Consider the following 14,301-nt stretch of genomic DNA (forward strand, 5'->3'; position numbering starts at 1 on the left):
TTGCAAGGCACTCGAGGCGCATCCAGCAAAATTCGTGCATGAGGGTGAGATCGAAGCGGCAGCGGCGTGTGAGTCGAACTGGCGGCGTCGATCACGCTGCTTTAGTGGCAGCAATAGCAACTGGTCCCGGACTATTTTTCAACGCATACCGGGCTGAAATGTTGTGGCAGACTGGCCGCCGCTTAGCCGACCTTTTGACTGCTCGTCGACTTGGCCGACTCGAGCGCCAGGCGCCTGACGGCCTCGACCGCTGCCTCGAGCGGAGCTATCTCGTCGCGCAGCGCTTCGGCGTCGTCGCTGTGCGTCGCTTCGGCAAGCGAAAGCCGCTCGCGTACCAGCAGCAGTTCTTCTTCGAGGCGCCGCACAGCGGACCACAGCGCGTCTTCGGCGCCGGAGCGCTGGCGCGACTCGAGCGACATCGCGGAAAACGCATGCCCGGTATGGCAGCGATACCTCAGCGGATACCCTTCGCCGATACGCCAGATCACGCCGCCGCACTCCGGGCAGGTCAGGCTCGTTCGGTGGCCGATCCGCTCCATTTCCGCGGGCGAAGAATAGCCGGTCGCTGCAATCTTCAGTTCCAGCGCGGCGCGCTCGCTTTCGTCCATGTCGATGCGCCTCGGTGTGCGGTCTGTCAAGGCCCTGACGATGGCCGGACCGATGTCGTCAATCGGCGCGACCACGTCGGGGGGAACAGCTTTAAGCGCAGCGTCGGGCATGTCGGGCGCCGCGCAAGTCGACGGGTCCTGAACGATGGTGAAGCCGCCGCACGCGTGAATCGCCTTCAGTCCCGCCGCGCCGTCGTCCAGTTTGCCGGTCAGCACGACGCCGATCGCGCGAGCGCCATAATTGACCGCCGCCGAACGAAACAGCGGATCGGCGGCCGGGCGCGCGAAGTTTTCCTTGGGTCCGGTCGACAGCACCACCGTATCGTCGCGCAGCAACATGTGGCGGTCGGGTGGCGCGACGTAGATCGTGCCCTTCTCGATTGCTTCGCCGTCCGATGCATGGACTACCGGTAGCCGGCTGTCCGACGCAAGCAGATGTGGCAACTGGCTCGGCCACGTGCCGACGTGCATGACGATGAACACGCTCGCCGGAAGATCGGCCGGCAGCACGCCGACGATCTTCTTCAGCACCTGAAGGCCGCCGAGCGACGCTGCAACGACGACGATGTCCCGCCCATTCGAAATCTTTGCCATGAATGCCCTCCGCTGGAGAGGAGCAGCAAATGGCAAGCCTGTCGTCCGGCGCGCGCGGCCTTTTTGGCTGCGCACGCGCGCAATCGCCATCAGCTCAGCTTAAAACCAGTGTCATGACCGCCTGACGGATTGTCCTTGCCTCGATGATTCAACCCATTGCCTGCGGCACTACGGCTACGGGATTCGCCCGTTATCGCGTGCCGACTGTCAGCGCCCTGAAAAGCATCTGATGGTCGAACGGCTTCTGACAACGCTCGTACTGACGATACTCTCCATCGACGGCGTCCGCGCCATAACCGGTCACGAATACAAAGCGGATATTGCGCGACACAAGCGCATCTGCGACCCGGTATGACTTCTCGCCGTTCAGATCGACGTCGAGAACTGCGACGTCGACCTGCTCCTTGCCTTCTTCGATCATGGCCACCGCTTCCTGCGCGCCCGAGATGGGACCGACGACACTGGCTCCCGCGTCCTCGAGCGCACTCGACAGCGCCAGCGCAACCAGGTAGTCGTCTTCGACCACCATGACTCGCCGGCCCTGCAGCAATTTGGCGACACTGCCCATTTCTATCCCTCCTGCGAACCGCTGCGCACGCGTGGCGATGGCAGCGGTATCTCAATGTGACATGAGACGCCGTCGGTCTTGAACGCGAGTTCAGTCGTTGCATGCAGCGTGAACTTCAGCGCTTTCTCGATCAGCCGCCGGCCAAAGCCCGTTCTCGACGAGTCGGGCACTGAGCGCAGACCGCTCTCGGTCCAGTCGATCACGAGCGAGGCGGCACCGGACGCCGTATTGCGCACGTCCCATGTGACTTCGAGCCGCGCCTCGCAATCCTTGAGCGCGCCGTACTTGACGGCATTCGTCGCCAGTTCGTGCAACACCAGCGCGACCGTCTGCACGTTGCGGAATCCGAGCGGCACCGGCGGACCGGCCACGGCGATCCGCTCGCTGTCCGCGACCCCCAATGCCTCCAGTTCCAGCCGCACGATGTCGGTCAGATTGATGAGATCGCCGTTCGCTTCGCCGATAAGTCCCTGCAAACGTCCGAGCGCCGCGAGACGGCTGATGAACGTTTCGAGCGAGGGAGCGGCCGGAAGCGTCTGCTGTGCGATCGACTGGATGACAGCCAGCAGATTGCGGGTGCGATGCTGCAACTCGGCAATGAGGACACTCTGCCTTTCTTCAGCATGGACCATTCCCGTGACGTCGACGAACGCCACCACGACGCCGTCCGTTGCGCGGTCGCCGTTGCGGTACGGCGCGAGGCGGATCAGAAAGTGCGTCAGCCCGTCGTTGCTGCTCACGTGCCGTTCGCGCGGCGCATTGGTGCGAAAGACGGTCGCAATGTCCTTCTCGAGCCCCGGCAAATCGAGGCGGCTCGCGAGTTCGGTGATCGGCCGGCCGCGATCCGTCGGGCGAATGTGGAAGATGCCGTTCATCGCCGGCGTGAACGAACGGATCACCAGGTCGCGATCGAGAAACACGGTCGCAACCGACGTGCTTTCAAAGAGATTCTGCAGATCGGTGTTCGCCCGGTCGAGCGCTTCGATCTTGCCGTTCAGTTCGAGATTGACGGTATGCAGTTCCTCGTTCAGCGAAACGAGTTCTTCTTTCGACGCCTCCAGTTCTTCATTGGACGACTGCAGTTCCTCGTTGACCGAGACGAGTTCTTCGTTCGACGACTTCAGTTCCTCGAGCGCGGTTTCGTATTCCTCGATCATCGACTGCAAGCGTTCGCGCGTGTCGCGCAATTCTTTTTCGGCTTCGGCCACCGTGCCGTCGCGCGGCAACTGCGCGCGCGCGATGGCTTCTTCGCGGCTCAGACCCGGGCCTTGATCCGCGAACACGACGAGGTACATTCGCTCGTTCTGCGGGTTTCCGTTCAGCGGTTCGACCGTCAGACTGAGAATCTGCACGCGGCCGTCTTCTCCCTCGACCGCGACGCCATCGCGCGTCACCGCTCTGCCCGATTCGACCGCTTCGCGGAACACCGAGCGCAGGTCGAGGCCGAGACCCTTGCGCGCCATCGCAAAGAGCTGGCGCGACGGGACGCCGGGCGCGGCTTCCAGATACTTGCCGGTGCGGCTCGAAAAATAGACGACGTCGCCGTCGCGCGTGGCGAGCACATGCGGCGGCGTGAACCGCTCGAGCATGTGTGTATCGACCGTATGACGCATTGCGCCGCTGCCGAGCACGGGCCGGCCGGGCGCGAGCGCGGCCGGATGCCCGACGCGCAGCGCAGAGACGGTCATGGGCAAACGGATCTGCGGCGACACGTCGGCGCGACGGCGGAAGATCCGGTGCTTCTTCTCGACAGCCACGAACAGTTCGTCGAACTGACTGACGTTCTCCGACGTGCCGAGAAAAAGGTAGCCGCCCGGACGCAACGCATAGTGAAACGTCGGGATCACCTGGTTCTGCACGTCGGCGCCGAGATAGATCAGCAGGTTGCGGCACGACACGAGGTCGATACGCGAAAAAGGCGGGTCGCGAATCACGCTATGCGGCGAGAAAATGCAGAGATCGCGTACGTCCTTGGCCAGTACATAACTGCTGCCCTCGAGCCGGAAAAAGCGCTGCCGGCGTTCCTCGGAAACGCCGTCGAGCAGCGCTAACGGATAACGCGCCGCGCGTGCCACGGCGAGCGCGCCGTCGTCGATGTCGGTTGCGAAAATCTGCACGCGCGGCGTATCGGCCTGGCCGTCGAAATGCTCGCGCATCAGAATCGCGATCGAATAGACTTCTTCGCCGGTCGCACAACCGGGCACCCACACGCGAACCGTGTCGGCCGAACTGCGCCCCTCGAACAGCTTGGGAATCACGACGCTCGCGAGCGTCTCGAACGCCTGCGCATCGCGAAAGAAACTGGTCACGTTGATGAGCAGGTCGCGGAACAAAGCGGTGACTTCCTGCGAGTCCGTGGAGAGCCGCGCCACGTAGGCGTCGGGCGTGCCGATCTCGAGGACCTGCATGCGCCGCTGCACGCGGCGCACGAAAGTCTTGACCTTGTAGCCGCTGAAATCGTGTCCGACCTGGTTGCGCAAAATCGCATAGATCGCTTCGCGCGCCACGTCGAACTCCGACGTTTGAGCTTGCGCGGTCGCGTTTCCGGCCAGCCCGTCGAGCATGAAGGCGCCCGTTGCGAAGGTGGCGAGCTTTTCGCCCATCTGCCCGACCGGCACGGCGAAATCGACGAGTCCAGTGGCGATCGCACTGCCCGGCATGTCGGGATGCTGCGGGCCGAAGCCGTCCGCCGCCTGGGCGAGCGTCAGTCCACCGCGCTCCTTGATGGCCTTGATGCCCAGCGTTCCGTCCGAATCCCCGCCGGACAGCACGACGCCGGCAGACAGTTCGCCGAACTCCGCGGCGAGGCTGCTGAACAGAACGTCGATCAGCTTGCGTTCCCGCCGATGACTGTCCTGCGGCTGAACATGAAGCGCGCGTTTCTCGACGCTCAGCACGGCGTCGGTCGGTAACAGGTACACGTTATCGACTTCGATCTGCATGCCATCGGTAATGACATGCACCGGCAACGACGTAAATCGCGCGATGATTTCCGGAAGCAGGCTTTCGCGGTCCGGACTCAAATGCGTGACGATCACGAATGCAAGGCCGGGGGCTTGCGGCATGCCGCGGAAAAATCCTTCGAGTGCTTCGACAGCCCCCGCTGAAGCGCCCACGCCCACTACTGGAAAATTATTTGCTGGCATCATGACTTCTCCGCCAGCAGAGCGCGTTCCCGCGCACGGGCGCGCTGCTTGCGCTTGAGGCTCGCGGTGCCGTCGCTGTCGTCCGCAACCGCGCGGCCGGGGGTTCGTTCCTGAAGCAGGCGCAGGCCCGCGCGCACGACCTCGCTGGCCGTGCCATAACGGCCAGAGGCGATTTCTGTTTTGATAAACGAAGCGAGATGCTCCGTCAGGCTAATGCTTATTGCGTACTTGGCCGGCATGGCGTTTCGAATCGCGAGGGTGGTTGTTTATACTACCTTGCGATTCCCACCTGGCATGAATTTTTGCAGACGTTTCCGACTTGGCGGCGCTTGAACGCGGTTCTACGGCCCGAGCAAATTCCGCAGTCCCGATGCCGTCACCGGTCGCGAAAACCAGAAGCCTTGCGCCTCGTCGCAACCGAGCGCCTGCAATTGCGCCGCCTGCTCCGGTGTTTCGACGCCTTCGGCCGTGACGCGCAGCTCGAGCGCATGCGCCATCGCGATGATCGCGCCGACCAGCGCAAGACTTTGCGGATCGTTGCCCATGCGCGCGACGAACGAGCGGTCTATCTTCAGGCGGTTCAACGGAAAACGCGTCAAATACGCGAGGCTGGAATAGCCCGTGCCGAAGTCGTCGACGGCAATTTCGACGCCGAGTTCGCGTAATGCGTGCAAGGTTTCCAGCGCCTGGTCCACATCGCCGAGCAACGCGCCTTCGGTGATCTCCACTTCCAGGTAAGACGGATCGAGCGCGGCCTGGTCGAGCGCGTCGCGAATCGTGTCGAACAGGTCCGGCCGCCGGAACTGCTGCGGCGACACGTTGACCGCCACGCGCGGCAAGTTGCCGGTCAGCCGCAGCAGCCTGCCCGCTTCGCGGCACGCGGTGCGGATCACCCACTCGCCGATCTGCTCGATCAAGCCGGACTCTTCGGCGACCGGCACGAATTCCGCGGGGCTGATCATGCCGCGCTGCGGATGATTCCAGCGCAGCAGCGTTTCGACTTGCGCGATGCGTCCGTTGGCGAGCGTCACCTGCGGCTGATACACGAGGTGCAATTGCCGGCGCCCCAATGCTTCGCGCAGCATCGTCTCGATCTGGAAGCGACGCGCGGCCTGTCCTTCGAGCGCCGTCGAAAAACGCCGGACCGCATTGCCGTTCACCGCCGACGCCGCCGACAGCGCGACGCCCGCGCGCCGCATGAGCGTGGCCGCGTCGCCGCCGTCGTCCGGATACGCGGCGATGCCGATGCTCGCCGCGATGTTGAGCGCCGTGCCGCCATAGTCGATCGGCTCGGCGATGCGCGCGAGCGCCTCCGCGGCGAATGCGTCGGCGGCGGCGCCCGTTTCGTTGATCAGCAGCGCGAACTGCGTGCCGCCGATCGACGCGATCGTGCCGTCGTTGGGAAAAAGTCCGCGCAAGCGTTCGCCGACGATCTGCAGCACCAGTTCGGCCGCATGCAGGCCGAGCGCGTCGCGGAGCTTACGCAGATGATCGAGTTCGGCGATCAGCACGGTAAAGGAAGCGTGGCTGCGTGCGCAGCGTGAGATCGTCAGCTCGAGACGTTCGGTGAAGAGCGTCTGATTCGGCAGACGCGTGACGCCGTCGTGATGCGAGACGTACCAGAGGCGCGCCTCGGACTGCGCATAGCGCGTCATGTCGACGACCACGCCGACGTAACGCGCGTCGGACGCGTGGCAGGCTGTGGCGTCGGAACACGCAGGCAGCGGCGACAGCGCGAGTACGACGCGCACCGATGTGCCGCTGCGTCGCAGGTACGTCCATTCACCCTCGTAGCGCGCGCCGATTTCCGCGAGCGACGGCAGTTCGGCGCGGCGTCTCGCGAGTTCGGCGGGATCGTGCAGCGATTCGAAGCTGCGCCGGCCGATCAGTTCGTCGGCGCTCCATCCGGTCAGCTTTTCTAGCGCCGCGTTGACGAACTGAAAGGTGCCGCGCTCGTCGCAAATTAACATGCCGAAGGGAGCGGCGGTTAGTGCGGCGGCTAGTGCCGAGGCCGGCGCTTCTTGTGCAAGACGCGACTCGGCTTGCGTCCCGCCGGCGTGGGTCGTGTTCAAAACGCGGTGTCTGTGCGGTGACTACGACGCGCGCGGCAATGCCGCTTCGATGAATACCGCGCACAGCGCCTCCATGCCCTTCGCGTCTTCTTCGTCGAAGCGCGCGAGGACCGGGCTATCGACGTCCCATACGCCGATCAGCGTGCCGTCGGGCGCGACGAGCGGCACGACAACTTCCGATTGCGACGCCGAATCGCACGCGATGTGGCCGGGGAATTCGTGGACGTCGCGCACGATCTGCGTCTCGCGCGTTTGCGCGGCCGTGCCGCAGACGCCTTTGCCGAGCGCAATGCGCACGCACGCCGGCTTGCCCTGGAAAGGCCCGACCACCAGTTCGCGGCCGTCATGAAAGTAAAAGCCGGCCCAGTTCAGATCGCTCAACGAATGGAACACGAACGACGAGAAGTTGGCCGCGTTGGCGATCCAGTCGGTTTCGCCGGCGAGAAGCGCGCGCGCCTGCGCGACGAGTTCTTCGTATTGCGCGGCCTTGGGCAAGTGCGATGCGGAGGAGACTTCGAACATGACGGGTCCGTGATGAAGGCGGGAAACGATGCAACGTGGCGCTCCAGTGTAAAGCAAGCAGCTTGCTCGATCACTGGAATGCGGCCACTACGACTCGACGCCGACGATCACGCTCGACGCCTTGAAGATTCCCGTCGCCGCCTGGCCGACCGCGAGGCCGAGGCGCTCGACGCTCTCGTTGGTCACGATCGCGGCGATCTGCGCGCTGCCCGCGCCGATCGTTACTTCGGAATTCACCGCGCCGGTCGTCACGGCGGTCACCGTGCCCGCGATGCAATTGCGCGCCGACACCTGGTCCTTCGATACGTCGACCATCACGATCACCGACGATGCCTTCACCAGCGCAAACGCCTGCTTGCCCACGGCGAGCCCAAGCGTTTTAGCGCTGCCGTGCGTGATGATGGCGACGATGTCGAGGCCGTCGGCGGTTCGCAGCGTGACCTCGTCGTTGACGGCGCCGTGCGTGAGCTGAACTATTTCGCCTGCGAACTGATTGCGTGCGCTCGTTTTCATGTTGGGCTCCTTTGGAGTTTGGGAAGCGCTGATGTGTTGCTTTAGCTGGCGGTCAAGTGTAATGGAAGGCGCAACGCCGTATCATCGTGCCCTTGCAGTCTCCCTTGCACTCTCTTTGCCGAACTCATGTCTTTAGCCGTTCCTTTTCGCGTTGTGCGCGTTGTTTATTTTGGGCGCGTTGTGAGCGTTGTTCGTATGGTCCGCGTTGCCCGCATTGCACACGCGTTGCCGCATGCCTGGCGCCGTGTGGCGTCGTTCATGGCGCTCGCGTCGCTCGCGGCTCTGGCCGCTTGCAGCAATCCGTCCCAGACGCATGACGCGCGAATCGCCGCCGATAACCTCACGCTCTTTCCGCTCGCCGCCTACGACCAGAACGTCGATCACTGGCTCGAGCCCGACAGCGCCGGCTACGACAAGCCGTTCCTGAGCCCCGCCGATCAGCAGGCGCATTTCCAGGCGCTTTACGCCCGCTACTTCGGCACCGGGACGAGCGCGCCGTCGCCGTGGAACTCCGCGTATGTGACGATGCGCGTCTATCGCCAGCAAGGCGCGGATGTCGCCGCGCTGCAGCAGCGCCGCATCGCCCGCTTCGACAATACCGGCAAGAGCGGCGCGGGCATCGGTTATGGCGAGAACTTTCGTCCGCACGACAAGGCGTGGATCGACGCCATCGCGCGCAATATGAACGTCGCGCAGTTCACCGACGCGCCGGTCTACCAGCCGGCGCGGCGCGCGATCGCGACCACCAATCTGATGGTGCGCGAACTGCCGACCACCGACCCGTCGTTCTACGATCACCGTCTGGCCGGCGAAGGCTATCCGTTCGACAACCTGCAAATCTCCGCCGTGCGGCCGGGCACGCCGCTGTATGTGCTCGGTACGAGCGTCGACGGCGCATGGCATTACGTGCAGACGCCCGATGTGCAAGGCTGGGTGCGCAGCGACGGCGTCGGCATGGCGAGCGAGCGTTTCGTCGATAGCTGGCGCGCCGCGAGTGCGAAATCGCTCGGTGCGGTGATCGGTGCTTTTACGCCGGTGCGCGATAGCCGCGGCGTGTTCCGCTTCGAGGCGCCCGCAGGCACGCTGCTGCCGTTGGTGGCGGCGTCGGCGGATCGCGCGATGCGGGTTGGAAAGATGCGGGCTTCCGCGCCAGCGTCCGATGTGAGTTCGAACGACAATGAGACGGGCATGGACGCCAATGCCGCGCCTCCACCGCCGACACATCGCACGGTCCTCGTGCCCGCGCGCGGCGCGGAAGGCGAGGCGTTGATCCGCACGGCCGAACTCGACGACACGCAGATTGCGCCGATGCCGCTCGCCGCCACGCCGCGCCATCTCGCGACGCTGATGAAAGCGCTGATCGGCCGGCCTTATGGCTGGGGCAACAGCGGCCTCTACAACGATTGTTCGTCGGAACTGCAAAGCATCTTCGCGACCTTTGGCGTGTGGCTGCCGCGCCATTCGTCCACGCAGATGAGCGCCGGGCGCATGATCGATCTGTCCGCGTCGACGCCCGCGCAACGGCTTGACTATCTGGCCGCGCATGGCGTGCCGCTGCGCACGCTGATCTACATCGGCGGGCATGTGATGCTTTACATCGGCAATACGACTCGCAACGGCGTCACCGTGCCGGTGGTTTATCAGGACATCTGGGGATTGCGTCCGTCCGACAACAGCCGGCGCGCGGTGATCGGCGGCTCGGTGATTCTGCCGCTCCTCGAACACATTCCCGAGGACGCAACGCTGCAATCGCTCGCGGGCACGCCGACGTTCCAGATCAGCATACTCGGTGCGCCGACCGGCGCGTCGGCGCCTTCGCCGGGTTCCGCGCCGACGCCCGCCGCACCGGCTGATGAGGACAATCCGGCGGGCTAACGTCGTCTAACGATCCGTAGGACTAATAGCCGGGGCGCGTACGCGCGCACGTGCGTACGTGCGTACGTGCGCGAAATATTTTTTTCGGAGTGTCGATTCGGTGGCGACCCGTTCGTCGTAACGTTGAAAGGCTCGCTGAAACAGTCGGACTTTCAATCCACGAACCAGTTACTTCAAGGAGTCGCCGTCATGAGCAGCCCCGCTGTCAAACCGATCCCGGACGGGATGCACTCGCTCACGCCGTATCTGATTTGCGCCAACGCCGCCGAAGCCATCGCGTTTTATACAAAAGCCTTCAACGCCGTCGAGCAGTTCCGCTTGCCAGGGCCGGGCGGCAAGGTGATGCACGCGTGCCTGAAAATCGGCGATTCGATGCTGATGCTCACCGACGAATGGCCGGAGCACCAGGCGTTCGGCCCGAATCATCTGCAAGGCACGCCGGTGACGATTCACCACTATGTCGAAGATGTCGACGCAAGTTTTCAGCAAGCTGTCAATGCCGGCGCGACCGTGAAGATGCCGGTCACCGACATGTTCTGGGGCGACCGCTACGGCCAGTTGAAAGACCCGTTCGGGCATAGCTGGTCGCTGGCCACGCACAAGCGCGATCTGAGCAAGGAAGAGATCGAGCAGGCGATGGCGGCGATGAAGTAACGTCTTCTGCCGTTTGGCGACGATGGTCGCTGTGGGCCGTTATAAAGCCGGGCGCGCGCAAGCGTGCCCAACTTCGATGTCTCTGCAAAAACGGCCAGCGCGTCAATGAGTTGCGGAGATTGCGGGGTAGTTATGCACAGCCTTGCAAACAGAATCTGTGGGTAACTTTCCCCGCTGCAAACCACCCCTCTCTCAAGCCGCCCGCGCCATCGCATCGCCCTCTTCACCACCCAATGCATCGACGAGATCGCCCAGCATGCGCTCGAGCTCCGCGGTCATCAGCGTAAAGTCGGAATCGAACAGCTCGTCGTCGCCTTGAACGGTTGGGTCGCTTGCTTCCTTCAGCACGTCGAGCGGTGCAATGCGCTTGATCGTCAGCGAAGGCGTCAGCACGAACGACACGCGGTCCTTCCACGTCATCGCGAGCCGCATGCATTGCTTGCCCGCTTCGATGTGACGGCGCATATCTTCCGCGTCCAACGTATGGCCGACGTAACGGACCGTCGCGTTGCCTTCGGTCGGCGAGCGCAATTCGGTATCCTGATCGACGGTGAAGCCGCTCGGCCCCTCACCGGAAAGCAGCCACTCGGTCATGGCCGCGACCGGCGATTGCGTGACGCGCACCGTGCCAAGCGGCAACTGATCAATCGACTTCACGAGCAGGCCGCGCACTTCGTCGGCGACCGTCTGTGACGCCGCGTCGATCACCAGCCAGCCGTTGCGGCAATCGATCCACACGCGCGTATCGCGGCGAATGCTAAAGGCGCGCGGCAGCAGTTCGTCGGTGACCTGCTCCTTGAGTTCGCGCATCTGCTTGCGGCCAGGTTTGAAGCCCTGCTGCTCTTCGAGTTCGGCGGCACGCGCTTTCGTCACTTGCGTGACGACCGAAGCCGGCAGCAGCTTCTTCTCCGTGCGGAACGTGAGCAGCAACTGGCCGTTCAGCGCATAAACGAGCGAGTCGTTATCGCGCGGCGACGCCCAGCCTTGGCTTTGCATTTCGACGCTATTGCCGGGCGCGAACGCGTGCGGCACGAGCCACTTTTCCATTTGTTCCGCCGTGACGGACCACGGAGCGGGAAGACGGTGAAGCTGTAGGTTTTTGAACCACATAGGCGAGATGTCCGACGGGCAAAGCGCGTCATTCTATATGACGGCGCTGGTCAAGCAACTGCGGTGGCCAATTGGCCGATGTCCGCTGGGGCTTCATGAAAAGTCCGCAATGTGCTGCGTCGGTGGCCATTCGTCTGAGGCGCGGTCAAGCCGTAATCGTTTAATGGTTTTGCCGTAGTCGTCGAGGCCCGCGCTTCGCCGCTAAATCGCCTAGACTTTCCGATATGCGCGACGAAGACGGAGGCGGCCATGGCCGACGAAACCGCACCTTGGCAAATGGTCGAATACGAGGGCTTCGAGATTCACGTGGCGCTCATGCCAAAGAATGAGCCGGACGAAGGCAACGCGTCCTACGCGCCGCCGAACGAGGCGAATAACCGCTACACGTATGTCGGCTACGTCTGTCATCCGGGCGCGGACCCGTCGATTCCCGGTCACGCGGTCCCATTTCATGCGGACGGCGAGGAAAGCTTCGCCAGCAAGGACGACGCGCTGTACGAAGGCGTGCACGTGGGACGCAGCATTGTCGATGGCACGCATCCGGATTTGACCGTGCTGCCGCTGGTCACGGGCGGTGTTTGAGCGTCTGTCGTCAATCACCCGGCAACGGCACGCCGATCGGCACTAGCAAGCCAGCGTTGCCATCTTCCAGCAAGTCCCGCGGCCCGGTCGGGTAACCAGAACCGTGGAACGGAGACGCCGCTGGCAGGCGACGCAACTGCCGGACACTTATGCCGCACTCTGCTGAAACTGAATCCGATGCAGATGCGCGTACAACCCGTTCTGTGCCAGCAGTTCCCGATGACTGCCGCACTCGACGATATGCCCCGCCTCCATCACGAGGATGCGGTTCGCGCGCTCGATGGTGGACAGCCGGTGCGCGATGACGAGCGTGGTGCGGCCTTTCATCAGCGTTTCGAGCGCGGCCTGCACGTGGCGCTCGGACTCCGAATCCAGCGCCGACGTGGCTTCGTCGAGAATCAGGATCGGCGCGTCCTTGTAGATGGCGCGCGCGATCGCGAGACGCTGGCGCTGGCCGCCGGACAGCATCATGCCGTTGTCGCCGACGAGCGTGTCGATGCCGTTGGGCATCGCGTCGACCGTGTCCCACAGGTTGGCCGCGCGTAGCGCCGCGGTCACCCTGTCGCGATCGGCCGTCTGGCCGTAAGCGACGTTGTTGGCCACCGTGTCGTTGAAGAGCACGACGTCCTGGCTCACCATCGCGATCTGGCTGCGCAGCGCGTGCAGGTCGTACTCGGGAAGCGCGACGCCGTCGACGAGAATCTCGCCGCCGGTCGGATCGAAAAAGCGCGGCAGCAGGTTCACCAGCGTGGTCTTGCCGCTGCCCGACGGACCCGCGAGCGCGACCATTTCACCCGGCGCCACCTTGAACGAAACCTTGTCCAGCGTGTGGCGATTGTGCGTCGCGTTGGCGCTGTACATGAACGAGACGTCGCGGAACTCCACTTCGCCGCGCGCGCGCTCGAGCGGCTTGCCGCCGCCCGCTGGCTCCGCCGGTTCGTCGATCAGGCCGAAGATCAGCTCGGCCGCCGTCATGCCCCGCTGCAGCGGCTGGTTCACATCCATCAGATGCTTGAGCGGCGAGATGATCAGCAGCATTGACGTGACGAAGGCGACGAAGCCGCCGACCGTGGTCTGATCCGACGACGACTGCACCACCGCGATCGTGATCACGACGGCAAGCGCGATGGACGCGAGGAACTGCGTCAGCGGTTGAGCGAGTCCGCCCGAGACCGTCATGCGCATCGCGTAGCCGCGCAGACGCTTGCTCATCGACGAGAAGCGGTCCATCTCGTACTTCTCGCCGTTATGAACCTTGACGACCTTGTAGCCGCCCACGGTTTCCTCGACGATGTAGGACAGCTCGTTGGTCAGCAGTTGATGCTCGCGGTTCAGCCGCCGCAGCCGGCGATTGATCTTGCCGACTAGCCAGCCGATGCCCGGCAGCAGCACCGCGACGATCAGCGTGAGCCGCCAGTTCAGATAGAACAGATAGCCGAGCAGGAAGACGACCGTGAGCGAGTCGCGCACCAGCGTGACCAACACGCTCAACAGCACGTTGAGAATCTGGTTGACCTCGAAGACGATCGCGTTGATCACCGTGCTCGCGGTTTCGCGCTGAAAAAACGCGACGCTCGTGTGAATCATGCGGTCGAACATGCGCAGCCGCAGTTCGAGCAGGATCTTGTTGGAGACGTATGCGAGCAGATAACCGGACGCATATTGCGACACGCCTCGAATCAGCGCGAGGCCGATCACGGCGACGGGCACGAACCATTTCGCGTTATCGCTTGCATGCGCGCCGAAACCTTTGTCGAGCAGCGGCTTGAGCAACGCGGGAATGGCGGCGTCGGTGGCGGCGCTTGCGGCCATCGCGATAATGGCCCCGATGATCACCCACAAGAGCGGCTTGACGAACGGCCACAGGCGCCGGAAAACGACGGCGGGCGACGACGCTTCGCCTTCACCGATGGGTTTGCTTAACGTTGGCTTCGCGCTCAAGGAATCCTCTGGGAATGCGGAACGAGATTCGCGCCGGCGACCGGCTGCCCGCGGCGCGAAGATCGAAAAGCAGCATTGTAAACGGTTGGTGTGGACGCTCGGCCGACGTTTTTGGG

12 protein-coding genes are annotated in these 14,301 nt (G+C 63.7%); 3 read left to right on the plus strand and 9 right to left on the minus strand.

Features of this window, described 5'->3' with window-relative positions; translation table 11 throughout:
- Nucleotides 1–182: 182 nt before the first annotated feature.
- From BGRAMDRAFT_RS08685 to BGRAMDRAFT_RS08715, 7 genes are all read right to left on the minus strand, one after another.
- A complete protein-coding gene (locus tag BGRAMDRAFT_RS08685) occupies nucleotides 183–1,202 on the minus strand; it encodes a chemotaxis protein CheB (RefSeq protein ID WP_006048336.1) in 1,020 nt (339 codons plus the stop codon).
- A 190-nt stretch (nucleotides 1,203–1,392) separates the two neighbouring features.
- Entirely contained in the window at nucleotides 1,393–1,770 is a 378-nt protein-coding gene (locus BGRAMDRAFT_RS08690; protein ID WP_006048337.1) for a response regulator, read from the minus strand.
- A 2-nt stretch (nucleotides 1,771–1,772) separates the two neighbouring features.
- Nucleotides 1,773–4,919, minus strand: coding sequence for a CheR family methyltransferase (locus BGRAMDRAFT_RS08695; protein WP_006048338.1), 3,147 nt, complete (start codon nucleotides 4,917–4,919; stop codon nucleotides 1,773–1,775).
- Nucleotides 4,916–5,155, minus strand: a complete 240-nt coding sequence (locus BGRAMDRAFT_RS08700) for a type II toxin-antitoxin system ParD family antitoxin (RefSeq protein ID WP_006048339.1) — start codon at nucleotides 5,153–5,155, stop codon at nucleotides 4,916–4,918. Before BGRAMDRAFT_RS08700 ends, BGRAMDRAFT_RS08695 begins: the two co-directional genes overlap by 4 nt.
- 102 nt (nucleotides 5,156–5,257) lie before the next feature.
- Entirely contained in the window at nucleotides 5,258–6,988 is a 1,731-nt protein-coding gene (locus BGRAMDRAFT_RS08705; RefSeq protein WP_044020653.1) for a putative bifunctional diguanylate cyclase/phosphodiesterase, read from the minus strand.
- A 21-nt stretch (nucleotides 6,989–7,009) separates the two neighbouring features.
- Nucleotides 7,010–7,510: a GAF domain-containing protein gene (locus BGRAMDRAFT_RS08710; protein ID WP_006048341.1), complete on the minus strand. Its 501-nt coding sequence runs from the start codon at nucleotides 7,508–7,510 to the stop codon at nucleotides 7,010–7,012.
- An 87-nt stretch (nucleotides 7,511–7,597) separates the two neighbouring features.
- Complete coding sequence (locus tag BGRAMDRAFT_RS08715) at nucleotides 7,598–8,023, minus strand: TOBE domain-containing protein (RefSeq protein ID WP_006048342.1); 426 nt, start codon at nucleotides 8,021–8,023, stop codon at nucleotides 7,598–7,600.
- 195 nt (nucleotides 8,024–8,218) lie between these two features.
- On the opposite strand from BGRAMDRAFT_RS08715, the gene BGRAMDRAFT_RS08720 reads away from it, so the two are divergent.
- A complete protein-coding gene (locus BGRAMDRAFT_RS08720; RefSeq protein WP_006048343.1) occupies nucleotides 8,219–9,898 on the plus strand; it encodes an SH3 domain-containing C40 family peptidase in 1,680 nt (559 codons plus the stop codon).
- A 189-nt stretch (nucleotides 9,899–10,087) separates the two neighbouring features.
- Nucleotides 10,088–10,552, plus strand: coding sequence for a VOC family protein (locus BGRAMDRAFT_RS08725; RefSeq protein WP_006048344.1), 465 nt, complete (start codon nucleotides 10,088–10,090; stop codon nucleotides 10,550–10,552).
- 192 nt (nucleotides 10,553–10,744) lie between these two features.
- Here the strand turns inward: BGRAMDRAFT_RS08725 and BGRAMDRAFT_RS08730 are convergent, their stop codons facing one another.
- Complete coding sequence (locus BGRAMDRAFT_RS08730) at nucleotides 10,745–11,662, minus strand: recombination-associated protein RdgC (protein ID WP_006048345.1); 918 nt, start codon at nucleotides 11,660–11,662, stop codon at nucleotides 10,745–10,747.
- Nucleotides 11,663–11,911: 249 nt separating this feature from the next.
- Between BGRAMDRAFT_RS08730 and BGRAMDRAFT_RS08735 the strand changes: the two genes are divergently transcribed.
- Nucleotides 11,912–12,244, plus strand: a complete 333-nt coding sequence (locus tag BGRAMDRAFT_RS08735; RefSeq protein WP_006048346.1) for a hypothetical protein — start codon at nucleotides 11,912–11,914, stop codon at nucleotides 12,242–12,244.
- Nucleotides 12,245–12,391: 147 nt separating this feature from the next.
- Here BGRAMDRAFT_RS08735 and msbA read toward each other — a convergent pair whose 3' ends face one another.
- Entirely contained in the window at nucleotides 12,392–14,185 is a 1,794-nt protein-coding gene (msbA, locus tag BGRAMDRAFT_RS08740) for a lipid A export permease/ATP-binding protein MsbA (protein WP_006048347.1), read from the minus strand.
- Between the last annotated feature and the right edge of the window lie 116 nt (nucleotides 14,186–14,301).

Origin of the sequence: Paraburkholderia graminis C4D1M, assembly GCF_000172415.1 — a bacterium.
In the GTDB taxonomy this organism is placed as follows: domain Bacteria; phylum Pseudomonadota; class Gammaproteobacteria; order Burkholderiales; family Burkholderiaceae; genus Paraburkholderia; species Paraburkholderia graminis.

What these genes read in the sequence shown, in the direction of transcription:
- BGRAMDRAFT_RS08685 (WP_006048336.1), bottom strand. Translation starts at nt 1,202, where the DNA reads ATGGCAAAGATTTCGAATGGGCGGGACATCGTCGTCGTTGCAGCGTCG.
- BGRAMDRAFT_RS08690 (WP_006048337.1), bottom strand. Translation starts at nt 1,770, where the DNA reads ATGGGCAGTGTCGCCAAATTGCTGCAGGGCCGGCGAGTCATGGTGGTC.
- BGRAMDRAFT_RS08695 (WP_006048338.1), bottom strand. Translation starts at nt 4,919, where the DNA reads ATGATGCCAGCAAATAATTTTCCAGTAGTGGGCGTGGGCGCTTCAGCG.
- BGRAMDRAFT_RS08700 (WP_006048339.1), bottom strand. Translation starts at nt 5,155, where the DNA reads ATGCCGGCCAAGTACGCAATAAGCATTAGCCTGACGGAGCATCTCGCT.
- BGRAMDRAFT_RS08710 (WP_006048341.1), bottom strand. Translation starts at nt 7,510, where the DNA reads ATGTTCGAAGTCTCCTCCGCATCGCACTTGCCCAAGGCCGCGCAATAC.
- BGRAMDRAFT_RS08715 (WP_006048342.1), bottom strand. Translation starts at nt 8,023, where the DNA reads ATGAAAACGAGCGCACGCAATCAGTTCGCAGGCGAAATAGTTCAGCTC.
- BGRAMDRAFT_RS08720 (WP_006048343.1), top strand. Translation starts at nt 8,219, where the DNA reads ATGGTCCGCGTTGCCCGCATTGCACACGCGTTGCCGCATGCCTGGCGC.
- BGRAMDRAFT_RS08725 (WP_006048344.1), top strand. Translation starts at nt 10,088, where the DNA reads ATGAGCAGCCCCGCTGTCAAACCGATCCCGGACGGGATGCACTCGCTC.
- BGRAMDRAFT_RS08730 (WP_006048345.1), bottom strand. Translation starts at nt 11,662, where the DNA reads ATGTGGTTCAAAAACCTACAGCTTCACCGTCTTCCCGCTCCGTGGTCC.
- BGRAMDRAFT_RS08735 (WP_006048346.1), top strand. Translation starts at nt 11,912, where the DNA reads ATGGCCGACGAAACCGCACCTTGGCAAATGGTCGAATACGAGGGCTTC.